Source organism: Xanthomonas hortorum pv. pelargonii, assembly GCF_024499015.1.
Classification (GTDB): Bacteria; Pseudomonadota; Gammaproteobacteria; order Xanthomonadales; family Xanthomonadaceae; genus Xanthomonas; species Xanthomonas hortorum_B.
The window spans coordinates 1,042,964-1,065,277 of sequence record NZ_CP098604.1; the positions used below are offsets into that span (position 1 = coordinate 1,042,964).

Sequence of the window (22,314 nt, forward strand, 5' to 3'; positions counted from 1 at the left end):
CGTCCAGAAACTCTGGAACTGATACGCCCAGGGTTTCCTAGACATCTCAAGGCCATGGAAAATGGTCGATTCGGAGGTGTCTATGAGCAGCAAGCGGTATACGGATGAGTTCAAGATCGAGGCGGTCCGGCAAGTGACTGATCGTGGGTTCAAGGTGGCAGAAGTCGCCGAGCGGCTGGGTGTCACGACGCACAGCCTGTACGCCTGGCTGCGCACGTTCGGCAAGTCTGGCGTGGTGCATCGCGCCGAGGTGGACCAGAGCGCCGAGGTTCGGCGGCTGAAGGCAGAGTTGCGTCGAGTGACCGAGGAGCGCGACATCCTAAAAAAGGCCGCCGCGTACTTTGCCAAGGGGTAAAGGCAAAGTACGCCTTCATGCAAGCCCACTGCAGGGAATTCAGGGTGTGTGCGATGTGCCGGGTATTGCGGGTCAACCGGTCGGGTTATTACGCCTGGTTGTGCTCGCCCAACAGTGAGCGCGCCAAGGAAGATGATCGCTTGCTTGGACTAATCAAGCACCACTGGCTGGCCAGCGGCAGTGTCTATGGGCATCGCAAGATCACCACGGATCTGCGCGATCTGGGTGAGCGTTGTAGTCGCCATCGGGTGCATCGGCTGATGCGCACCGAGGGACTGCGTGCCCAGGTGGGCTATGGTCGCAAACCGCGCTTCCATGGAGGGATGCAGTGCAAGGCGGCTGCCAATCTGCTTGACCGACAGTTCGACGTGACGGAGCCGGACACGGCCTGGGCGAGCGATTTCACCTTCATCCGCACGCATGAAGGCTGGATGTACCTGGCTGTTGTGATCGATCTGTTTTCCAGGCAGGTCGTCGGCTGGGCGATGCGCGATCGGGCCGACACCGAGTTGGTCGTGCAGGCCTTGTTGTCTGCGGTGTGGCGGCGCAAACCCAACACTGGTTGCTTGGTTCACTCGGACCAAGGGTCTGTCTACACCAGCGATGACTGGCGCAGTTTCCTGGCGTCCCATGGCTTGGTGTGCAGCATGAGTCGGCGTGGCAACTGCCACGACAACGCACCCGTAGAGAGCTTCTTCGGCCTGCTCAAACGCGAGCGGATCAGGCGGCGGACCTATCCCACCAAGGACGCCGCTCGCGCCGAGGTATTCGACTACATCGAGATGTTCTACAACCCCAACCGCCGCCACGGTTCAACTGGCGACTTGTCCCCTGTAGAGTTTGAACGGCGCTACGCGCAACGAGGGTCTTGAGTGTCTACGGAACCCTGGGCGTATCAAACCTCTGCGACGTCCTGCGCGACGACGGCATCAACTACAGCGACTACGTCACCGAGCTGGTGCTGCTGCTGTTCGTCAAGATGGAATACGAGCAGGTACGCAACAACGACGCCTTCGAGCACAAGCTGCCCGCCGGCAGCCGCTGGCCCGATCTCAACGGCAAGTCAGGCCTCAACCTGCTCAACCACTACCGGCAGATGCTGCTGGACCTGGGCAAGAGCAGCGATCCGATGATCGCCGCCATTTACGCCGATGCGCAGACCCGCCTCAAGGAACCGCGCCATCTGGAAACCCTGGTCACCGCGCTCGACGGGCTGGACTGGTTCAGCGCGCGCGAGGACGGCCTGGGCGACCTTTACGAAGGCCTGCTGCAGAAGAACGCCAACGAGACCAAGTCCGGCGCCGGCCAGTACTTCACCCCGCGCCCGCTGATCGACGCCATCATCCGCTGCCTGCAGCCGCAGCCCGGCGAAACCCTGCAGGATCCGGCCGCCGGTACCGCCGGCTTTCTGATCGCCGCCGATGCCTACATCAAGGCCAACACCGACGCTCTGTACACGCTCGACGACAAGGCCCGCCGCTTCCAGCAGCACAAGGCCTACACCGGCATGGAGCTGGTGCCCGGCACCCGCCGCCTGGCGCTGATGAACTGCCTGCTGCACGGCATGTCCGGCGAAGGCGCCGGCGTGGTCCAGCTCGGCAACAGCCTCGGCAATGCCGGCGCCGCCTTGCCCAAGGTGGACATCATCCTGTCCAACCCGCCCTTCGGCACCGCCAAGGGCGGCGGCGGACCCACCCGTGACGACCTCACCTACAAGACCAGCAACAAGCAGCTCGCCTTCCTGCAGCACATCTACCGTGGCCTGAAGCCCGGTGGCCGCGCCGCCGTGGTGCTGCCGGACAACGTGCTGTTCGAGGCCGGCGTCGGTACCGAGATTCGCCGCGACCTGATGGACAAGTGCAACCTGCACACCCTGCTGCGCCTGCCCACCGGCATCTTCTACGCGCAGGGCGTCAAGACCAATGTGCTGTTCTTCCAGAAAGGCACCGCCACCAACCCGCGCCAGGACACCGGCTGCACGCAGGCAACGTGGGTCTACGACCTGCGCAGCAACATGCCCAACTTCGGCAAGCGCACCCCGTTCGGGCCGACGCACCTCAAACCGTTTGAGGAGGCCTACGGCACCGACCCCAACGGCGCCAGCCCACGCACCGATGAAGGCGAGCAAGGCCGCTTCCGTTGCTTCACCCGCGCCCAGATCGCCGAGCGCGGCGACTCACTGGATATCAGCTGGCTCAAGGACGCCGACAGCGTCGATGCTAATAGCCTGCCCGCGCCCGAAGTGCTGGCCGCCGAAGCGATGGCCGAACTCAGCGAAGCGCTGCGCGAACTCGACGCGCTGATGCAGGCGCTGGGCGCCGGTGATGAGGCACTGGAACAGAAGCGGCTGCTGGCCGAGGTGATGGGGCTGGAAGTGGCGAGTGGTGAGGTGGGCGGTGAGTGAGTTGCCGGGTGGATGGATGGAGCTCAAGCTCGGCGATGTTGTCAATTACGCAGACAACACAACCGTGCAACCGGATGCGATGCAAGAAGACGCATGGCTACTCGAGCTCGAAGACATCGAGCGCGACTCGTCACACATCCTCGCCTACGAAACGGTCGGCAAACGCAAACCACAAAGTGCCAAAAACAGCTTCCATGCGGGCGACGTGCTTTACGGAAAGTTGCGCCCTTATCTCAATAAGGTGGTTCGCGCAGACCGCAATGGATATAGCTCAAGTGAAATTATCGCCATTAAGCCTAATCAGCTAGACGGTGGCTATCTATTTCACTACCTCAAATCGCCACGCTTCCGCGACTACGTACAAGCAGTGACACATGGCGTGAGAATGCCGCGCCTCGGAACAGAACAAGCAAAAACTGCCCCGTTTCTGCTGCCGCCGCTCGCAGAGCAAAGCGCATCGCGCAGAAGCTGGATACGCTGCTGGCCCAGGTCGACACCCTCAAGGCCCGCATCGACGCCATCCCCGCCCTCCTCAAGCGCTTCATACAGTCTGTACTGACTTCCGCAGCGACATGCGAGCTGACAAGCGAATGGCGCGCGACGCAAGGTTTGGATGATCCCGTCCCAACGAAACTGGGCGAGCTCATCCGGACGGGGCCGCAGAACGGGCTGTATAAGCCATCAAGCGCATACGGCTCTGGAACAAAAATCGTCAGGATTGATGGCTTCTATTCCGGCGAGCTAAGGGATTGGCACTCTTTCCGGTCGCTCCAACTCGACGCACGCGAAGAACAGGTGTGGGCGCTCAAAGTAGGTGACATCCTCATCAATCGCGTCAACAGCATCGAATATCTCGGCAAGTGCGCGCTTGTGCGTTCGCTCCCAGGACCGACGGTTTTTGAAAGCAATATGATGCGAATAGCCGTCGATGAGCGGGTGATCGAACCCGAATTCTTGATGCGTGCATTGAGCGCCGAGATTGGACGTGCAAGGCTAATCGCCAACGCGAAGCATGCGGTCAATCAGGCAAGCATCAATCAGAGAGACGTCAAAGCCTGCTCGATTCTGGTCCCCACTTTGTCCGAACAAACCGAAATCGTCCGCCGCGTCGAACAGCTCTTCGCCTATGCCGACCAGCTGGAAACCAAGGTCGCCACTGCCCAGCAGCGCATCAACACGATGACCCAGAGCCTGCTCGCCAAAGCCTTCCGCGGCGAACTAGTGCCGCAGGACCCCAGCGACGAACCGGCCAGCGTGCTGCTGGAACGCATCCGCAACCAGCGCGCCGCCACGCCCAAACCAAAGCGCGGCCGCAAGGCGGCCGCACACTGACTTTCTTTATTCATCACATCCATCACAAGGAAGCGAAGCACATGACCACATTCGACAGCACCAAGCTGCCATTGAAGGACCTGCTCAAGGACGTCGTCCAAGGCAAGATCCAGCTACCGGATTTCCAGCGCGGCTGGGTCTGGGATGACGAACATGTGCGCAGCCTGCTGGTCAGCCTGGGGCGCTCGTTCCCGGTGGGTGCAGTGATGCTGCTGGAAACCGGCGGCGAGGTGCGCTTCCAGGTCCGCCCGGTGGAGAACGTGCCGCTGCAAGGACTGGCCGCGCCGGAGAAGCTGATCCTCGACGGTCAGCAGCGTCTGACTACGCTGACCCAGGTGCTCAAGCTGTCCGGCCCGGTCAAGACCACGACCGACAAAGGCAAGCCGGTCGACCGCCACTACTACATCCACATCCCCACCGCCCTGGCCGGCCCGGACCGGCTGGACGAGGCCATCATCGCCACCGACGGCAGCCGCCAGCAGCGCAGCGATTTCGGCCGTAGGCTGGATCTGGACCTGTCCACGCGCGAGCTGGAATGCAAACAGCTGTACTTCCCATGCTCGGAGATCCTGGAGGCGATGGGTTGGCTGCAGGACCTGTACGAACACAACGCCGAAGCGGTGGCGCAGTTCTTCGAGTTCAAGAAGCAGGTACTCGACGCCTATAACGAGTACCAGATCCCGCTGATCGTGCTGAAGAAAGAAACCAGCAAGGAAGCGGTGTGCCTGGTGTTCGAGAAGGTCAATACCGGCGGCGTACCGCTATCGGTGTTCGAGCTGGTGACCGCCAGCTACGCCGCCGATGGCTACAACCTGCGCGACGACTGGTATGGCAGCGAGCTGCGTAAGGTGTCGTCGCGCTACAAGCGGCTGGCCAAGGAACCAATCCTACGCGGGGTGGAGAACACCGACTTTCTGCAGGCGGTGACCATGCTACACACGCTGGAAAAGCGCCGTGCCGACATTGAGGCCGGCAAGACCGGCAAGCAGGTGGCCCCGGTCAGCGCCAAGCGCGCATCCGTACTGGAACTGCCGCTGGATGCCTACAAGCGCTGGGCCGACCCGGTTGAGCAAGGCTTCCTGCGTGCGGCCAAGTTCCTGCGCCAGGAATGTTTCACCGCGCCACGCGACTTGCCTTACCGCACCCAGCTGGCGCCGTTGGCGGCGGTGTTGGCACTGATCGGCGCCGAAGAGCACTGGCGCGAGCCGCGCATCCACCAGAAGCTGGCGCAGTGGTTCTGGTGCGGCGTGCTGGGCGAACTCTACGGCGGCGCGGTGGAGACCCGTATTGCAAATGACGTCGATGAGCTGCTGAGCTGGATCGAGCACGATGGCCAACCGCCGCGCACGATTGCCGATGCCACCTTCCAGATCGACCGCCTCGCCTCGCTGACCTCGCGCCTGAGCGCCGCCTACAAGGGCATCAACGTGCTGGTGCTGCGCGAAGGCGCACAGGACCTGTTCTGGAAATCGCGTATCCGCGACCTGGAAGCCGACGAGGTGGCGCTGGACATCCACCACATCTTCCCGCGCGATTGGTGCGAAAAGCAGGACATCCCGCGTCGGCTCTACGACTCGATCATCAACAAGACGCCGATCTCCTACAAGGCCAACCGCATGATTGGCGGATCGGCCCCCTCCAGCTATCTGGCCGCCCTGCAGGCCCACAAGCAGGTCCAGCTGGACAACGTTGGCATGGATGCGCTGCTGGCCAGCCATCGCATCCCGGTAGCCGCCCTGCGTGCCGATGACTTCGACAGCTTCTGCGATCAGCGCCAGCAGAACCTCTTGGCGCTGATCGAGGCGGCAATGGGAAAGCGCGCTGCAGCGGTGGAGACTGACTGACACCCATCGCTTGGAGCTTCGCCGCCAGCTCCTACAGCAGCGCGTTTTCCAGCTAACAGGGCACGTTTGGCTGTGACCTGCGCGCTTGGCCACACCTGTGCCCCCCTGGGGAGCTGGCAACGCAGTGGACAGCGGGGGCACGCCAAAGGCCGTAGGAATGCCACGCTTTAGCGGCCCGATGACCGCAGGAAAGGCGTAACGCACGCCGTGGACCGCAAACTCGTGCAGCGCCGTGCGCACCGTCTCCCACTCGCCGCGGCTTTTCCCCAGCGCCAAGCCGGATGCCACCGCGCGCTTGACGCTGCGATGCACCTGAGAGGCGCTCATGCCCAGCGCTTCTCCAAGGAAGGCATAGGTCCAGGCCTGAAATGAGGTCTACCGCTCAACGGCAGAAGCCAGACACGCTCACCCAATTCCCCGCAGCGCCACCCGAAGCGCCTCCCCCGCCAACCGCGCACTCGCCAACAGACGCTCCAGGCTCTGCCCATGCCGAGCGCTGGCGGACAGCCCGGCCATGGTGGTGCTGACGAAATCGGCCAGCCGGTCTGCGTCGTGCGGGCACTGCTTGGCGATGTGGGAGCGGATCAACTCCTGGGCCGCGACATGAAAGCCGCAGGCCGCTTCGCGCGCCTGCGCGTCGTTGCTGCGCGTGCCTTCCAGCACCAGGCAGCCGGTGGCGATGGGGTCTGCGGCGTAGCAGCGGGCGGCCTGCTCCAGTACGTCGGCCAGCGCGTCGGCTAGCGGGCGGTTGGCGTCCAGAATCTGCGGCAGCGGGATGGCCCCGGTCTGCGCGTAGCGGTCGAGGATGCGCGCATACAGGCCGGCCTTGCTGCCGAAGGCGGCATAGAAACTCGGCGGGTTGATGCCCAGCGCCTGGGTGAGGACCGCGGTGCTGGCCGACAGCGCCGACCGCGATGCGGTCATCGACACGGTGCGACGCAGCGGGCCGCTGGATGTGCTGGTGATCAACTCCGGCATCGCCTTGTTCGGCGATGCGCTGGACCAGGATCCGGACGCGGTGGACCGGCTGTTCCGCATCAACGTGCACGCGCCCTACCACGCCGCCGTGGAGGCCGCGCGGCAGATGCCGCCCGGCGGGCGCATCATCGTGATCGGCTCGGTCAACGGCGACCGCATGCCGCTGCCCGGCATGGCGTCCTACGCGCTGAGCAAATCCGCGCTGCAAGGGCTGGCACGCGGGCTGGCCCGCGACTTCGGGCCGCGTGGCATCACCATCAACGTGGTGCAACCGGGCCCGATCGATACCGACGCCAACCCGGAAAACGGGCCGATGAAAGACCTGATGCACAGCTTCATGGCGATCAAACGCCACGGCCGTGCCGACGAAGTGGCCGGCATGGTGGCCTGGCTGGCTGGACCGGAAGCGAGCGTTGTCACCGGCGCGATGCATACGATCGATGGTGCGTTTGGAGCATGACGCGGCGGCGTCTGCATTGGCTACGGCGATGAGGGAACTGCGGACATCACGGCCCCGCAAAGCCCGCCTCACGTTGCGAGCGAACGGCCAGCACAAACACCGTGTCGATCTGCGCGACATGGCGGTACAGCGCCAGATAGCCGTGCGCGCCGCGACCGATCACCAGTTCGCGCTTGTCGCCGCCAGCCGGCCGGCCGATCAGCGGATTGGTTTCCAGCACATCGATTGCCGCAATGATCTCGTGCAGGCGTGCTGCGACATGTGCGGCCTCATGGCGCTGGAGGTGGTCGAAGATCCGCTCAAGATCCTGTGCAACCTCCGGTGCCAGCTCGATACGCGCCATGCTACCGGGCTAGTTTGCGGGCCGTGGGACGCTTTGCCGGTTCGCCGGCCATGCGCTTTTCCAGATAGCCACGCATGTCGTCCCAGGCGATGGTCTTCCCGGACGCCACGATGCCGGCATAACGCTGCTCGGCAACCGCATCGAAATCGGCACGACGCTCGACCGATTCCGCCTTTTCGGCGATCGCTTCCAGGATGAAACTATGTGCCGTCGTGCCGCCCCGCTTCGCGGCTGCAGCAACGCGCATCTTGAGTTCGTCTGGAAGACGGATGGTTGTGGTGCTCATGAAATCCTCGAGCTTGTGCATTCGTACGCGCGAATGTAGCACAGCTGTGTCACAGCACCTTGCATCTACACCGCATGCCGGTTGCCGGCCCGCTCGAAAGCGACCGCGTCCGGGCGGGCGCCTACGCGCCTCCCCCCAGGGCGGACCGGGGCACTGCACTGACAGCGTGGAGCACCTAAAGCACTGCAACCAGGCGTGCGAGTCAGGGTCTGCTCACCCCCTTCTGCTTTTGCAAGCACGCCTCGCTCCCCACCTCCCGGTGACTGCCGGCCCGGCAAGGAAAAGCCCGGCAAGGCCGGGCTGTTTCCTGTGCTGCGATGACTGCAACGCTCAGCGTTTGCGCTGTTTCAACCACGCCTTGATCTGCGGCAGCAACGCCGCCCGCAGCTTCACCCGCGTCTGGATCGTGTTGATGGCGTTGTCTGCGGCCTGCCGCGAGGTGGGCGCGATGTACTGCTCGGCATAGGCCTTGATCCGGTCGGCCGTGGCAAGCTCGGCCGAGCCCATGCCCAGGCTGGGGTAGTAGCGGGCACGCGAGGTGGAGTTCACCAGGGTGTCCACCTGCGTGCGATGCGCCACGGCGAAGTCAAAGCCAAGCTCCGGATGCTGGGAGGCGACCCGGTCGATCATGCTTGCGCCGGTGGTGGCGCCCGGCTCCGGTGTCAGCGCCAGTTCCAGCGCGCGCTTGGCCAGCGCCTCGTCGTTGGGCATGGAGAGGAAGTCGTAATAGGTGTCGCGCACCATCGACGAGGTTTCCTGCCTGGCCAAGGCATGCAAGGCGTCCCAGGTGGCGGCGTCGGCATTGCGCGCGACCGCGCCCAGCACGCTGTCGCGCAGCTCCGGCGACAACGAGGCGGGGTTGGCCTGGAAGGCGGCAAAGCGCCGGCGCGCCTCGGCGATCACGGCGGCATCGCCCATGTCGCTGAGGCTGGCGATCAGGCGGCTACGCAACTGCTGGATCTGCGCCGAGTCGCCGGCGCGGTTGTCCCAGCCCAGCGTTGCAAATTCGGCCGACAGGCGCGGCACGGCATAGGCACGCCACGCAGCGCGCGCAGCCGGGTCGCGCTCGAAGCTGGCATCCACGCCATCGTAGATGCTGGCCACCATGTCCCAGACATCGGGCGATGCGCCTGCCACCACCTGGGCAGTGAGATCCAACATGTCGGCCTGTGGCTGTACGCCGGCAACGGCCAGTGCGCTGGTGTCGTTCAACACGCCCAACTGGTCCACCACCGGCAGCGTTCCAAAGCTGTCGGTCAGCGCCTTGAACTGCGCAGGCGCATACAACGTGCGGAAGTAGCCCTTCTGCCCGGCATTGACGACCACTGGCGCGTTGCAGCCCGGCACCTGCACCTGGGCAGTGCCGTCTACCAGCACGCGCACCGGCGTGCCATCGCCGCCGCGCAGGACCACCGGCACATGCCAGCGCAACGGCTGCTTGTCGGGGCGGTCCAGCGTGAACTCGCCCTGCTCCAGCGTCACCGCGGTCTGGCCGCCGACGCAGCGGCTGCTGGCCTTGATCAGCGGCACGCCCGGCTGCAGGGTGAAGTCGTGCGCCACCTGGGTGAATTGCTTGCCCAGGGCCACCGCGTCGATCTGCTGCCACAACTGGTCGGTCACCGCATTGCCGTACTGGTGCTGCTTGATGTAACTCTGCACGCCCGCACGCCAGTGATCCGAGCCGACGTAGTCTTCCAGCATGGCAATCACCGCCTCGCCCTTCTGGTAGGTGATGGCGTCGAAGGCCTGGCTGGCCTGTTCCACGGTGGCCACGTGCTGCACCACCGGGTGGGTGGTCGCATACGCATCGCGCCGCATCGCCGCGCGGCTCTTCTGCGCAGGGCCGGTCTTGTCGATATCCCATTCCGGATGCAGTTTTGCGGTGGTGCGCGCTTCCATCCAGTTGGCGAAGCCTTCGTTGAGCCACAGGTCGTCCCACCACGCCATGGTCACCAGATTGCCGAACCATTGGTGGGCGATTTCGTGGGCAGCGATGGTGAAGACGCCCTGCTTGTCGTTGATGTTGGACACCGCCGGATCCAGCAACAACGAGTATTCGAAGGTAAAGATCGCGCCCCAGTTTTCCATGGCGCTGAAGAACTGGCTGCGTCCGGGCGCGGCGATATTGTCCAACTTGGGCAGCGGGTACGGGATGCCGAAGTAGTCGTTGTACTCGTGCAAGACATCGCGGCCGGATTCCAGTGCGAATTGCGCCTGGTCCACCTTGCCCTTCTGCGCGATGACGCCGATCTCGGTGCCGTTGTCGGCCTTGACGGTGGAACGTTCGAAATCGCCCACGCTGACGAACAGCAGGTATGTGGACATCTTGGGCGAGGTCTGGAACGCGATGCGGGTGCGACCGTTTGCGCCCGGCCGGGACGAGGCAACGGGCATGTTGCTCACCGCCATCTGCCCGGCCGGCGCATTGATCGCCAGGTCGAAAGTGGCCTTGAAGTTGGGCTCGTCCCAGGAAGGAATGAAGCGGCGCGCATCGGAGTTTTCAAACTGGGTGAACAGCGCGCGGCGCGGACCTTGTGCGGTGGTGGAATCCAGCGCGAACAAGCCGTTGGCCTGCGTGTTGATCACGCCACTGTAGTCGATGGACAGCACGTACTCGCCCACTGCCAGCGGCTTGCCGAACGCGAACGTGGCAGTCTGCGCATCGGCATCGGTGCTGACCTTGGCCGTTTGCGGCTTGCCGCCTTTTTGCATGAGCGTGCCACGCGCGAAGCTCAACTTGGCCGCCTGCAACACGATGCGGTCGGTGGGCTGCAGCACGCTGATGTTGATGGCGACCTTGCCGTCGAACGTCATCTTGTCGGCGTGCGGAGTGATCTCCACTGCGTAATGCGTGGGCTTGGCCGTGCGCGGCAACTGGGTGGTGATGGACGAGGCATCGACGCTCGCCGGCACGGGCGCAGCTGCGAAGACGGAGGCAGCCGGACTTGTACCAACCAGGGCCAGTGCGATGGCGGTCACCAGGGGAAGACGCATGGGAAATTCTCGATGGGGGCGAAGTAGGCACGCAACGGCGCCAGTCCGCGGATGATCCGCCGGAACAGTGCACGCAGGCACCGCCAAAAGTCATGCCAAATCTCAGTAATCCTCAAACGCCAACGGCCCGGACAAGCCGGGCCGTTGGACGATGCCGCGATTGGCGTCAGCCGATCAGGCGAACGGATCCTGCAGCACCATCGTGTGGTCACGATCCGGGCCGGTGGAGACGATCGAGATCGGGCAGCCGGCCAGTTCTTCCAGCGCGCGCAGGTAGGCGCGGGCGGCCACGGGCAGCTTGTCCCACTCGGTGATGCCGTGGGTGTTCTCGGTCCAGCCCGGGAACTCCAGGTACACGGGAGTGCACTCTTCCCAGCCCTGCGCGTCCAGCGGTGCGTATTCGGTGCGCTTGCCGCGGTATTCGTAGGCGATGCAGACCTTGAGCTTTTCCATGCCGTCGAGCACGTCGAGCTTGGTGATGCACAGGCCGGAGATGCCGTTGATGGCCACCGCACGCTTGAGCGCAACGATGTCCATCCAGCCGCAACGACGCGGGCGGCCGGTAGAGGCGCCGTATTCGGCACCGCGGTCGCGGATGCCCTGGCCTACTTCGTCGTCCAGCTCGGTCGGGAACGGGCCGCCGCCCACGCGCGTGGCGTAGGCCTTGGCGATGCCGAGCACGTAGTCGATCGCGTCAGCGCCCACGCCGGTGCCTGCCAGTGCGCCGCCCACGGTGGTGTTGGAGCTGGTGACGTACGGGTAGGTGCCGTGGTCGATATCCAGCAACGCGCCCTGCGCGCCTTCGAACAGCACGCGCTTGACCTGCTTGCGCAGGTCGTGCAGGATGCCGGCCACATCCGACTTCATCGGCTGCACGTACTCGCCGAAGGCCAGCGCCTCATCGAAGGTCTTTTGGAAATCCACCGCTTCCACGCCCAGGTACTTGGTCAGCACAAAGTTGTGGTAATCCAGCGCGGTGCGCAGCAGTTCTTCCAGCTGCGGCGGGTAATGCAGGTCGGCGATGCGGATCCCGCGGCGCGCGACCTTGTCTTCGTACGCCGGGCCGATACCGCGGCCGGTGGTGCCAATGGCCTTGCCGCCGGCGGCCTTCTCGCGGGCCTGATCCAGGGCGATGTGGTACGGCATGATCAGCGGCGCGGCCGGGGAGATCTTCAGGCGCGAACGCACTTCCACACCGGCCGATTCCAGCTCGCCGATCTCCTTGATCAGCGCGGCCGGGGAGATCACCACGCCATTGCCGATCAGGCACAGCGCGTCGTCGCGCAGGATGCCGGAGGGGATCAGATGCAAGACGGTCTTCTTGCCGTTGATGACCAGGGTGTGGCCGGCGTTATGGCCGCCCTGGAAGCGGACGACCGCACCGATCTCTTCGGTGAGCAAATCGACGATCTTGCCTTTGCCTTCATCGCCCCACTGGGCACCGAGCACGACAACTGACTGACCCATGACGGGTGAACTCCTGAGTTTTGCTGCGGCCATCGGGGCCGCGGGATGGGACCGGTTCAAGGCTGGCGGCGACACCTGGCGCGCAGCTCCATCGGGGAGCGTTGCAATGGCGCGAAAGCCCTGACACGGAAAAAGCCGAACGGAGTGCTCTGGTTGGAGCGTGCCCGGCCGGCTTTTGTGCATTATCCGGGTTTCGGGTGGCAGGCACTACCCCTTGCAGGCGGCGGATCGGGGAGCTGGTCAGATTGCGGCTGGCCGTCGGTTGCGCGGTGCTCCGAGCGCTGCCGGCCCCTAGCCTGGGAGATCCCGTAGCGACAATCCCAATGGGTCGTAAGAGCGCACCAGGGCGCGACAGGCATTACCGGTAAAGCCGTCGCGCCCAGGTGCGCTCCTACGCTGCCCGTTGCGGTCGGAATGGACCACCCACTCAGTGGCGCACGATCCACAGCGCGATCGCGCCCAGCACCAAGGTCACGCCGCCAATGGCGCGCAGTTGGGCGGTGGGCAGGCTGAACAGTTGCTCGACCATGCGCTTCCAGGCGGCGGGCACGGCAAACAGCAGCAGGCCTTCGATGACGGCGATCAGGCATAACGCGGACAGAAACTCGTGCATCACCAACACCATCACAACGTGGGAGTTGCAGTGTGCCCGACAAGTTCGGCAATCCAACAAGCCTCCGCACGTCGTAGGAGCGCACCTGGGCGCGACTGGCATTACCGGGAAAGCGATCGCGCCCAGGCGCGCTCCTACAGAGGCTGGCGCTTACACGTGCGCTCTTGAGACATCGCGATGCGGCAGGCTCATGTCCCTTCGGCCGCGCCGGGGACACATACAAAAACGCCCGCATTGCGCGGGCGTTTTTGTTTCAACGCGAAGCGATCAACGAGCGATCAACGATCGCTCTTGAGGTACTGCAGGAACGGGTCGTTCTTGTCCAGCACCACCACGCCGTTGCCGTCGGTCATTGAGCCGCGATAGGCCTCAAGGCTGCGATAGAACGCGTAGAACGACGGATCCTTGGAGCCGGCCTGGCCGTAGATGCGGGCGGCATCGGCGTCGCCTTCGCCGCGCAGCTTCTGCGCATCGCGCTCGGCGTCGGCCACGATCACGGTGGACTCGCGGTCGGCCTGGGCGCGGATGGTCAGGGCCTGTTCTTCGCCTTCGGCGCGCAGCTTGCTGGCTTCCTGCTTGCGCTGTGCGCGCATGCGCTCGTAGACGTCGGTGATCACCTGGCTGTCGGTCGGCAGGTCGATCTGCTTGATGCGCAGGTCGGTGATCTGCATGCCCAAGCCCTTGATGGCGCCGTTGATGCCCTTGAGCTGGTTGGCGATCAATTCGCTGCGGTCGCCGGAGACCAGCTGCTGCAAGGTGCGCGAGTTGATCTGGTTGCGCAGCGAGTCGGTGATGATCGGGGCCAGGCGCGAATTGGCCACCGACTCCTCGCCACCGGTGGCGCGGTAGAACGCACGCACATCGGAGATGTAGCCGATGGCGAAGAAGTCCACGCTCACGTCTTTCTGCTCGGCGGTGAAGTAGCGCGCCGGGGCGGTGTCCAGTACCTGGAAGCGGCGATCGAACACGCGCACCGATTCCACGACCGGTAGCTTGAAGTGCAGGCCGGGCTTGAGGTCGGCACGCACCACGCGGCCCAGGTTGAGCACCATGGCGGTCTGGTCTTCGCGTACCACGAACACCGAGCCCATCAGGGCCAGCAGCACGGCGACGATCAGGCCGATGACTAGCGAATTTTTCATTGTTCGGTTCCCTCACGGCCGGTCGGGCGCGGGCCGCGCTCCGGATTGCGGATGCCCTCGCTGCTGCCGCTGCTTTGCGGCGGGTTCAACAGCACATCCTGCGGCACCATCGACGGCATGCCGCCGTTGCCCGTATTGCCACTGCTGTTGGCGGGCTTGTTGAGGTCGGCCGGCAGCGGTACGTAGATGACCTGGCGGCCATCGCTGCCGATCACCTTGCGGTTCTCCGACAGCACCTTCTGCACGGTCTCCAGCCACAGGCGCTTGCGCGTGACCTCGGGGGCGTTGGCGTACTGCTCCTGCAACAAGGTGAAGCGGTCGGCGTCGCCCTCGGCCTTGGAGACGGTCGCCTGCTTGTAGCCTTCGGCGCCGGTGCGGGTGCGTGCACCCTGGCCGCGGGCTTCGGGCACCACCTTGGCGGCATAGGCCTGGGCTTCGTTGATCAGGCGCTCGCGCACCTGCTGGGCACCGTTGACCTCGTCGAAGGCCGGCTTCACTTCTTCCGGCGGGCGCGCGTCGGGCAGTGTCACGCCAGTCACCGACAGACCGGTGTTGTAGGCATCCAGCGCAGCCTGCAGGCGGTCCTTGGAGGCGATGGCCAGCGGGCCGCGATTGTTGAGCACGGTATTGAGGTCGGAACGACCGACCTGCTCACGCACCGCACTTTGCGCAGCCTGCTCCAGCACCAGATCGGCATTGCGCGAACCGAACAGATACTTGCGCGGGTCGCTGATCTGGTACTGCACGTTGAGCGAGACGTTGACGATGTTCTCGTCGCGGGTCAGCACCGGCACCTGATTGCTGAAGGTCTTGATCTCGGTGGCGTTGACCTTGCGCACCGACTCCACCGGCCACGGCAGCTTGAAGTTGGGGCCGGGCTGGAGGATGCGCGAGAACTGGCCGAAGCGCAGCACCACGCCACGCTGCTGCTCGCCGATGAGCTGGAAGCTGGAGAACAGCACCATCAGCACCACCGCGACCAGGATCCAGCGCCACACGCCGCCATCGAACAACTCTTTCAACGGGGCGGGCAGATTGCCCCAACCACCACCGTTGCCACCACCGCGCGGGCCCCAGGACCTGCGACGGTTGGGATCCGGGCCGTCTCCGCCCTTGTTGCCGGGTGTGTTCCAGGCCATGCACGCTCCATGATCGAGGGGCTGCGCGGGCCAGTCCCGCAGTGCCGCCGTGTTGTGTGATTCGATGATTCTACTAGATGGGGCAGACCCACCGTTTTGAAAGGCCCCATTTGGTGCATCGGCGGTTTAGCCGGTGGGGTGAGTTAAGCCGGTGGCGGGGGTGGCGGGCGGCTCGGGGCACGGTGTCGGCGCGATTTGGGGTCAAGCGTCGGAGCGTGCGCGCTGGAGTTGGCAGAGGGTGATCAAGCTTCAGTACTGCAACGATGTCCGAACGGCACCAGCAGCACAGCTGGCTTTGGCATCAACGCGAGGTGGCGCGTGGTTACCGCGATCACACGTTAGCTTGTGGTCCTGCGGAACGAAGACGCCAACTTCGCTCGCATCGCGCCAACGCACTCACGCAATCGGCGGTTCGTCTTTCTGGTTGAACACACGCTCCATCACTTCCAGCAGTTCGTCTTCGGAGAACGGCTTGGTGATGTAGGCGCGGGCGCCTTGGCGCATGCCCCACATGCGGTCGGTGTCCTGGTCCTTGGTGGTCACCAGAATCACCGGAATGTGCTGGGTGGTCGGTTCGCGCTTGAGCGTGCGCGTGGCCTGAAATCCATTGAGGTTGGGCATGACCACATCCATCAACACCAGATCCGGCAGCGAGGACTTGGCCGCTTCCACGCCGGCAGCGCCATCGGTTGCAGTGATGGTTTCGTGCCCCAGCTTCTCGACGATGCGCTGAATCCCCAGCAGCTGCGACGGCGAGTCGTCGACGATCAGAATGCGAGCCATGTGTTTCCCCTAGTGTGCGCGGCGAGTGTAGTGCGCCGGCCGCGCTTTCGGTAGCTGGGGCCAGGACAGGCGCTGGATGCTTGGCGAAGCTGTTGCGATGTGCGATTTGGCGGCACGTTGTTTTTCGTCGCGGGTCGCTGCTGGCGTACTACGTCAGATGGGGCACAGTTGGATTCAACAACCTCGCAGATGGTCGTTGGTTGATGCTTCGCTTTCTTGCCGTACCCTCACCCCAACCCCCGCTCCGCGCCCCGGCCCGCGCTAGCAGCGCGGGCGCTCCAAGGTATGCACGCCACTGGCGCGCAAGCAGCGCCTTATCGCCCCGAAGGGAGAGGGGCTTTGATCCCTTCTCCCGCCGGGAGAAGGTGGCGCGTAGCGCCGGATGGGGAGGGGCTTCATCTCGCTTGCGCTGTTTGGTCCAACTCACACCGTCTCGCCGAACGCCTTGGCCAGGTTGCGGTACGCCTTCTTCTGCACATCGTCGGTGGGCGCCGGTGCAAGAATCTCCAGCTCCACGATCTGATCGCCCGGGGTGGTGCCCGGCAAGCCGCGGCCACGCAGGCGCAACTTGCGGCCGGCGTCCGACTCGGCCGGCACCTTCAACTCCACCGACCCGCCCAGGGTCGGCACGCTGATGGTGGTGCCCAGCGCGGCCTGCCAGGGCGTGACCTGCAACGTGTACAGGATGTTGCGCCCGTCCACCTCGAACTGCGGGTGCGCGGCGTATTCGATCTCCAGCAGTAGATTGCCGCCACCATTGCCCTGCCCGCTCAGGCGGATCACCTGGCCGGGCTGGACGCCCTTGGGCACGCGCACGTCCAGCTGCTTGCCGTTGATGGTGATGCGCACGCTGTCGCCGGCATAGACCGCTTCCAGCGGCACCGCCAGCTTGGCGCGGGTGTCGCCACGCGTTTGCGGGCCGGGACCTGCACCGGGCCCTGCACCCGGGCCACGCGGGCGGCCGCCGCGCTGGCCGGCGAACAGGCTTTCGAAGAAATCGCTGAAGCCGCCACCGGCGCCGCCGTTGCCGAATACTTCATCGTACTCGTAGCCCTGGCCGCCGTTGTAGTTGGGCGGGGCCTGGAACTCGTCACCCGGGCGGAAACCCTGCGCCTTGAGCTGGTCGTAGGCCTTGCGCTTTTGCGGGTCGCGCAGCGCCTCGTAGGCTTCGTTGATCGCCTTGAACTTGTCTTCCGCACCGGCTTCCTTGCTGACGTCGGGGTGGTACTTGCGGGCGAGTCGGCGGTAGGCCGTCTTGATCTCCGCATCGCCCGCGCTGGGCTCGACGCCCAGCGTTGCGTAGTAATCCTTGAATTCCATCTAATCACCTCTGGAAAAAAACGGCCCGCAGCCAAGGCCACGAGCCAGTCATATCGCAGCCGGGCGGGCAACCGCACCTATTCTACGGTGCGGTTGCCGCCGGGGAGCGAAGCCGATGACTTCGCTCCAGGTTCGTCGCCTTACTGCACCGTGCCGCCGCTGGCGCCCTGGCCGTTGCCGACCTGGATACGGCGCGGGGTGGCCGCCGGGCGCTTGGGAATGCGAATTTCCAGCACGCCGTTGTGTCCAGCCGCGGTGATGCCGTCCGGGTCGGCACTGTCGGGCAGCGCGAAGCGGCGGTGGAAGCTGCCGTAACGACGCTCGATGCGCGAGAAACGCTCGGTCTCGGTGCTGGACTCACTGTTGCGCTCGCCCTTGATCGACAGGATGCCCTTGTCCATCTGCACCTCGATCTGGCTCGGGTCGATGCCGGGCAGATCGGCGTACAACACGAAGTGGTTGGGTTCTTCCTTGATGTCCACGCGCGGCACCCACTGGGCGGTCACCACCGCCGATTCGTCGGTGTCGCCGTTGTGCTCGAAGAAACGGTCGAACACATGCTTGATCTCGTTTTGCAGGGCGTGGGTGGGCCACTGTGGATAACGAACGATGTTCATTGCGAGCCTCCATTAGGTTGGGTGAAGGGCCGGCCGCTCCGGCGCGCCATCGCGCCGGCCATGTGCGTCAGATAGGCGTCTCGCTGCGGATTTCAAGCGTGTTGACGCGCTTTTCCCTTGTCCTTTTCTAGAATTCGTTCAGCCACAGGAGCACGCCGCATGACCATCCACGTTGGTGACCGCATCCCCGAAATCGTGCTCAAGCGCTTGCGTGAGGGGATCGAAACAGTCGACACCCATACCTTGTTCGCAGACCGCAAGGTGCTGCTGTTCGCGGTGCCGGGCGCGTTCACCCCGACCTGTTCGGCCAAGCACCTGCCGGGCTATGTGGAGCACTTCGAGCAGTTCCGCAAACGCGGCATCGAAGTGCTATGCACCGCCGTCAACGACCCGTTTGTGATGCAGGCCTGGGGCCGCAGCCAGCTGATCCCCGATGGCCTGCACATGCTACCCGATGGCAATGCCGACCTGGCCCGCGCGCTGGGCCTGGAAGTGGATGCCAGCAGCTCGGGCATGGGCCTGCGCTCGCGTCGCTACGCGCTGTATGCCGACGATGCGGTGGTGAAAGCCCTGTTCGTCGAAGAACCCGGCGAATTCAAGGTGTCTGCGGCCGATTACGTGCTGCAGCACCTGCCCGATTGATGCATTGATTCCCCCGCCCACTCAGAAGGAAAACGGCCAGCCATGTCTACCCAGCCAGCCAAGCAACTCCCCGCCGGTATCACCGACACCGCCACCTTGCGCAGCCGCGCACGCCAGAGCATCGAAGACGGTGCCATCACCGAGAGCTACCACGCCGACCGCGAGGCGGTGATCGACCTGCTCAACACCGCACTGGCCACCGAATACGTGTGCACGCTGCGCTACTACCGCCACTACTTCATGGCCAAGGGCATGCTTGCCGACGCGGTGAAGGGCGAGTTCCTGGAACACGCGCAGCAGGAGCAGGCCCACGCGCACAAACTCGCCGAGCGCATCGTGCAACTGGGCGGCGAACCGGACCTCAACCCGGACACGCTGACCAAGCGCTCGCACGCCGAATACAAGGAAGGCACCGACCTGCGCGACATGGTGCGCGAGAATCTGATCGCCGAACGCATCGCCATCGACAGCTACCGCGAGATGATCGATTTCATCGGCGACAAGGACACCACCACCAAGCGCATTCTCGAAAGCATCCTGGCTCAGGAAGAAGAGCATGCCGACGAGTTTGCCGACATGCTGGAAGGCTGGATTGGCGAGTGAGGTGATGGTGGTTGATGCGTCAGTGCACCGCAACTTGCATTGATATCGCGTCGTAGCGTCGTTTGGATGCGGTCAAAGGCTCAGATCAAAAGCTCAGGTCAAAAGCCTGGTTAGTCGAGGGCGCGGTGCCCTCGCCGCTTGCGGGACACCACGCCAGAAAGTTAGTCGGCTGCTTTGTTGAAAACATGCACACCGACCATCTCCACTGGTCCTTGCCCGCCCACCGTCGCGGGACCTTACGCGGCATGGATGCCGCGTAAGAGCCTACATGGACGTACTTGCGGCGTGTCCTGCGATGGTGGGCGGGCAAGGGCCCTGCAGCAGACTCACAGCATCAAGAGCGCAGCGAGGACACCGCACCAGACAGGTTGCTGGCTGCTTTGTTAAAAACCATGCGTACCGATCAACTCGACTGGCCCTTGCCTGCCCACCGTCGCGGGACCTTACGCGGCATGGATGCCGCGTAAGAGCCTACATGGACGTACTTGCGGCATGTCCCGCGATGGTGGGCGGGCAAGGGCCCTGCAGCCAAACAACAGACCAGCCGCTCCTGAATCTCTGCTTCAACGCAACACCCGAAAGCGCACCTGCGTCCAGGCGCCATCGCTAGCCAATGCCGTCAACGTATGCGCGCCCACTTCTTCAAAATCGCGTTGAAATCCCTGCCGGCCATTGGTCTGTGCGATCCAGCGGCCGTCCAGCAACCAGTCGATGCGCGCGTCGCTGCCCAATGCGCGTAATTGCAAGCGCACCGGCCGCGCGGTGGCGTTGGCGCGTGCCAGCGTGGCGCGATCGCTCAGGCCGTCGATGCGCAGCACGCCACCACCGGTCATGCGCCCATCGGGCAGGCAGTCCGGCGCGAGCAGCGGCAATTGCGCGGCACCGCGTTCGGCTGCGCTGAGCCAGGGCGAGACCAGTGCCGGCCAACGCGCCAACGTGCGTGGCTCGCGCTGATGCGGCTGGCTGCACTCCTGCGACAACCGCTGACCGCTGCGCGCATCCACATCGAAGTGCAGCTGGCCGCTCTGCCATAACCGCGCATCGCGTTCGGCGAAGGTGGGCGGTACTGCGCCATCGAGTGCGTACGCTTCGGCACGTCGCGCGCACTGCGCCGGTGGCGTGCGATCGGCGGCACCACCAAGCGGCCAGCAGATCTCCAAGGCCTGCACATTGGCCGGCATCGGCACTGGCGCGCTATCGCCGGCACTGCGCGGCAACGCATCGATGACTTCGAACATCAGCGGCAGCGCGGTGACCGCACCGTACTGGCCCGGCAGCGGTGTGCCGTCCGGGCGCCCCACCCACACCCCGACCGTGTAACGGCGCGTGCCGCCGATCGCCCACGCATCGCGGTAGCCGTAACTGGTGCCGGTTTTCCACGCCACACCCGGGCGCGCGGCGGTGTCGAAAGTGTCGCTGCCATACCCGGGGCGCGGATTGCTTTGCAAAATCTCGCGCACGATCCAGGCCGCACCCGGCGACATCAGCCGGCGCTCGATGCGCGCATCCTCTGGCGTGTAGCGCACGTGCCCGGCAATCCCGCCGCGATTGAGCGCAGCAAATGCGCCCACCAGTTCCTGCAATTGCGCACCGGTGCCGCCCAGAATCAATGCAAGCGACGGCGTGCTGCCATGTGCAAACCGCAGCCCGATCCCGGCATTGGACAGCCGCGCAGCAAAGCGTGCCGGGCCGATACGATCGAGCAGATCCACCGCCGGTACGTTCAAGGAGAGCCGCAACGCGGTGGCTGCGCTCACCGGCCCGTTGAAGGCCGCATCGAAATTGCCGGGCCGATAACTGCCAAAGCTCTGCGGCGCATCCACCAACAAGCTTTCCGAATGGATCAACCCATCGTCCAACGCCATGCCGTACAGAAACGGCTTGAGGGTGGAACCGGGCGAGCGCCAGGCTTGCACCATGTCCACATGCCCCAGCCGCTTGCGATCGCCGAAGCTGGCCGACCCCACATACGCACGCGCTTCCATCGTCGCGTTGTCCACCACCAGCAAGGCGGCCGAGGTGCGCTCGGGCAATTGCGAAAAATATGTAGCCACGCGTTCTTCCAGCGTGCGCTGCAGTTCCACATCCAGCGTGGTGACCATGCGCGCCGCACGCGGTTGCGCGCTGTGCAAGCGCTGCGCGAGCAAGGCCGCATGCAAGGGCGGTTTGAGCGAGCGCGTGACCACCGGTTCGATCCGCGCATCGTCCACCTGCGCGCGCGACCACACGCCCAGTTCCACCATGCGATCGAGCACCTTGTCGCGTGCACGTTGCGCAGCTTCCGGATGGCGATCCGGGCGCAGGCGGCTTGGCGATTGTGGCAGCACCGCCAGCAATGCGGCCTCGGCCTGCGACAAGGCCTTGGCCGGTTTGCCCAGGTACGCCCAACTGGCCGCTTCCACACCTTCAATGGTGCCACCGTAGGGCGCGCGCTCCAGATACAACGTGAGAATCTCGCGCTTGCTCAAGTGCGCTTCCAGCTGCAGCGCGCGCAACAACTGCTTGGCCTTGCCCCACGGCGTGCGCGTATGCGGATCCAGGATGCGTGCCACCTGCATGGTCAGCGTCGAACCGCCGGAGACGATGCGCCCCTGCCCGACCCACTGCGCGCCAGCACGCAATAGCCCCCACGGATTGACCCCGGGATGGCGCCAGAACCAGCGGTCTTCGTAATTCAGCAGCGCCTGCAGATACAGCGGCGACACGCTCTGCGGCGTGGCCGGATAGCGCCACACGCCATTGCGATCGGCGAATGCACGCAACGGCGTACCGTCGCGTGCGACCACAAGCGTGGAGGTGTCGCGCGACTTGGGCAGCGGCAGCGGAAAAGCCAGGTCCAGCACCAGCACGGCAGACAACAGTGCCACGGCGCTCCAGCGCAGCCACGTCAACCAACGGCGGTGGCCGCGTTGGGCCACATCATGAGTGCCAGCGACGCGTTCCTGCGTCCTCTCGGTCCTTGCCTGCGCTTGCTGCTGCTCATCCATCTTGC

At 64.6% G+C, this 22,314-nt stretch carries 18 protein-coding genes and 3 pseudogenes; 8 read left to right on the plus strand and 13 right to left on the minus strand.

The genetic code is table 11. The features are described from left to right. Positions 1-82 precede the first annotated feature (82 nt). The 5 genes from NDY25_RS04525 (at position 83) to NDY25_RS04545 (ending at position 5,935) form a co-directional block, all read left to right on the plus strand. Positions 83-1,227 (plus strand): IS3 family transposase gene (locus tag NDY25_RS04525; protein WP_256627573.1). Its coding sequence is split into 2 segments (ribosomal slippage): positions 83-320 and positions 320-1,227, totalling 1,146 coding nucleotides; the frame shifts between segments, so codons are not numbered across the junction. Next, positions 1,224-2,759 (plus strand): HsdM family class I SAM-dependent methyltransferase, encoded by a 1,536-nt coding sequence (locus tag NDY25_RS04530; RefSeq protein WP_251774327.1) that lies wholly within the window; start codon positions 1,224-1,226, stop codon positions 2,757-2,759. Before NDY25_RS04525 ends, NDY25_RS04530 begins: the two co-directional genes overlap by 4 nt. A 16-nt stretch (positions 2,760-2,775) precedes the next feature. Then, positions 2,776-3,318, plus strand: a complete 543-nt coding sequence (locus tag NDY25_RS04535) for a restriction endonuclease subunit S domain-containing protein (RefSeq protein WP_256627808.1) — start codon at positions 2,776-2,778, stop codon at positions 3,316-3,318. 311 nt (positions 3,319-3,629) lie between these two features. Beyond that, entirely contained in the window at positions 3,630-4,091 is a 462-nt protein-coding gene (locus NDY25_RS23105) for a restriction endonuclease subunit S (RefSeq protein ID WP_425526358.1), read from the plus strand. Positions 4,092-4,132: 41 nt separating this feature from the next. Beyond that, entirely contained in the window at positions 4,133-5,935 is a 1,803-nt protein-coding gene (locus NDY25_RS04545) for a GmrSD restriction endonuclease domain-containing protein (RefSeq protein ID WP_168959493.1), read from the plus strand. Between the two features lie 65 nt (positions 5,936-6,000). On the opposite strand, the pseudogene NDY25_RS04550 reads toward NDY25_RS04545, so the two are convergent. Together NDY25_RS04550 and NDY25_RS04555 are read right to left on the minus strand one after the other, a co-directional pair. Further along, positions 6,001-6,301 (minus strand): annotated as a pseudogene (locus NDY25_RS04550) (MarR family transcriptional regulator); the annotation flags it as partial. A gap of 39 nt (positions 6,302-6,340) precedes the next feature. Next, a pseudogene (locus tag NDY25_RS04555) lies at positions 6,341-6,829 on the minus strand (TetR/AcrR family transcriptional regulator); the annotation flags it as partial. Here NDY25_RS04555 and bdcA point away from each other — a divergent pair. After that, a pseudogene (gene bdcA, locus NDY25_RS04560) lies at positions 6,819-7,373 on the plus strand (SDR family oxidoreductase); the annotation flags it as partial. The pseudogenes NDY25_RS04555 and bdcA overlap by 11 nt on opposite strands. A 46-nt stretch (positions 7,374-7,419) precedes the next feature. On the opposite strand, the gene NDY25_RS04565 reads toward bdcA, so the two are convergent. The 10 genes from NDY25_RS04565 to NDY25_RS04610 form a co-directional block, all read right to left on the minus strand. Further along, positions 7,420-7,716, minus strand: coding sequence for a type II toxin-antitoxin system RelE/ParE family toxin (locus tag NDY25_RS04565; protein WP_256627810.1), 297 nt, complete (start codon positions 7,714-7,716; stop codon positions 7,420-7,422). 1 nt (position 7,717) lies between these two features. Then, positions 7,718-8,002: a CopG family transcriptional regulator gene (locus NDY25_RS04570; RefSeq protein ID WP_104627855.1), complete on the minus strand. Its 285-nt coding sequence runs from the start codon at positions 8,000-8,002 to the stop codon at positions 7,718-7,720. 330 nt (positions 8,003-8,332) lie between these two features. After that, positions 8,333-10,996, minus strand: a complete 2,664-nt coding sequence (locus tag NDY25_RS04575) for a M1 family metallopeptidase (RefSeq protein ID WP_168959490.1) — start codon at positions 10,994-10,996, stop codon at positions 8,333-8,335. 174 nt (positions 10,997-11,170) lie between these two features. Next, a complete protein-coding gene (locus NDY25_RS04580; protein ID WP_256627811.1) occupies positions 11,171-12,463 on the minus strand; it encodes an adenylosuccinate synthase in 1,293 nt (430 codons plus the stop codon). A 427-nt stretch (positions 12,464-12,890) separates the two neighbouring features. After that, entirely contained in the window at positions 12,891-13,088 is a 198-nt protein-coding gene (locus tag NDY25_RS04585; RefSeq protein ID WP_081376439.1) for a DUF2065 domain-containing protein, read from the minus strand. Positions 13,089-13,354: 266 nt separating this feature from the next. Next, positions 13,355-14,218: a protease modulator HflC gene (hflC, locus tag NDY25_RS04590; protein WP_023902980.1), complete on the minus strand. Its 864-nt coding sequence runs from the start codon at positions 14,216-14,218 to the stop codon at positions 13,355-13,357. Further along, entirely contained in the window at positions 14,215-15,357 is a 1,143-nt protein-coding gene (hflK, locus tag NDY25_RS04595) for an FtsH protease activity modulator HflK (protein WP_115039970.1), read from the minus strand. Before hflK ends, hflC begins: the two co-directional genes overlap by 4 nt. 396 nt (positions 15,358-15,753) lie before the next feature. Then, positions 15,754-16,140 (minus strand): twitching motility response regulator PilH, encoded by a 387-nt coding sequence (pilH, locus tag NDY25_RS04600; protein WP_168959489.1) that lies wholly within the window; start codon positions 16,138-16,140, stop codon positions 15,754-15,756. 423 nt (positions 16,141-16,563) lie between these two features. Next, positions 16,564-17,460 carry a DnaJ C-terminal domain-containing protein gene (locus NDY25_RS04605; protein WP_168959488.1) on the minus strand — a complete coding sequence of 299 codons (897 nt, stop codon included), beginning with the start codon at positions 17,458-17,460 and terminating at the stop codon, positions 16,564-16,566. 140 nt (positions 17,461-17,600) lie between these two features. Further along, entirely contained in the window at positions 17,601-18,077 is a 477-nt protein-coding gene (locus tag NDY25_RS04610) for an Hsp20/alpha crystallin family protein (RefSeq protein WP_168959487.1), read from the minus strand. A 159-nt stretch (positions 18,078-18,236) separates the two neighbouring features. Here NDY25_RS04610 and NDY25_RS04615 point away from each other — a divergent pair, with 159 nt between their 5' ends. Next, on the plus strand, positions 18,237-18,719 hold the full coding sequence (locus NDY25_RS04615) for a peroxiredoxin (protein ID WP_168959486.1): 483 nt from the start codon (positions 18,237-18,239) through the stop codon (positions 18,717-18,719). Between the two features lie 42 nt (positions 18,720-18,761). After that, the gene (locus NDY25_RS04620) at positions 18,762-19,322 is read left to right on the plus strand and encodes a ferritin-like domain-containing protein (RefSeq protein WP_168959485.1); all 561 of its coding nucleotides are present in this window, start codon (positions 18,762-18,764) and stop codon (positions 19,320-19,322) included. Positions 19,323-19,885: 563 nt separating this feature from the next. On the opposite strand, the gene pbpC is transcribed toward NDY25_RS04620, so the two are convergent. After that, positions 19,886-22,309: a penicillin-binding protein 1C gene (gene pbpC, locus NDY25_RS04625; RefSeq protein WP_168959501.1), complete on the minus strand. Its 2,424-nt coding sequence runs from the start codon at positions 22,307-22,309 to the stop codon at positions 19,886-19,888. Between the last annotated feature and the right edge of the window lie 5 nt (positions 22,310-22,314).

Coding starts and splice junctions, on each gene's coding strand:
- NDY25_RS04575 (WP_168959490.1), bottom strand. CDS start 10,996: ATGCGTCTTCCCCTGGTGACCGCCATCGCACTGGCCCTGGTTGGTACA.
- NDY25_RS04615 (WP_168959486.1), top strand. CDS start 18,237: ATGACCATCCACGTTGGTGACCGCATCCCCGAAATCGTGCTCAAGCGC.
- NDY25_RS04580 (WP_256627811.1), bottom strand. CDS start 12,463: ATGGGTCAGTCAGTTGTCGTGCTCGGTGCCCAGTGGGGCGATGAAGGC.
- NDY25_RS04605 (WP_168959488.1), bottom strand. CDS start 17,460: ATGGAATTCAAGGATTACTACGCAACGCTGGGCGTCGAGCCCAGCGCG.
- NDY25_RS04585 (WP_081376439.1), bottom strand. CDS start 13,088: ATGGTGTTGGTGATGCACGAGTTTCTGTCCGCGTTATGCCTGATCGCC.
- pbpC (WP_168959501.1), bottom strand. CDS start 22,309: ATGGATGAGCAGCAGCAAGCGCAGGCAAGGACCGAGAGGACGCAGGAA.
- NDY25_RS04620 (WP_168959485.1), top strand. CDS start 18,762: ATGTCTACCCAGCCAGCCAAGCAACTCCCCGCCGGTATCACCGACACC.
- hflK (WP_115039970.1), bottom strand. CDS start 15,357: ATGGCCTGGAACACACCCGGCAACAAGGGCGGAGACGGCCCGGATCCC.
- NDY25_RS04610 (WP_168959487.1), bottom strand. CDS start 18,077: ATGAACATCGTTCGTTATCCACAGTGGCCCACCCACGCCCTGCAAAAC.
- pilH (WP_168959489.1), bottom strand. CDS start 16,140: ATGGCTCGCATTCTGATCGTCGACGACTCGCCGTCGCAGCTGCTGGGG.
- NDY25_RS04545 (WP_168959493.1), top strand. CDS start 4,133: ATGACCACATTCGACAGCACCAAGCTGCCATTGAAGGACCTGCTCAAG.
- NDY25_RS04570 (WP_104627855.1), bottom strand. CDS start 8,002: ATGAGCACCACAACCATCCGTCTTCCAGACGAACTCAAGATGCGCGTT.
- NDY25_RS04535 (WP_256627808.1), top strand. CDS start 2,776: ATGGAGCTCAAGCTCGGCGATGTTGTCAATTACGCAGACAACACAACC.
- hflC (WP_023902980.1), bottom strand. CDS start 14,218: ATGAAAAATTCGCTAGTCATCGGCCTGATCGTCGCCGTGCTGCTGGCC.
- NDY25_RS04565 (WP_256627810.1), bottom strand. CDS start 7,716: ATGGCGCGTATCGAGCTGGCACCGGAGGTTGCACAGGATCTTGAGCGG.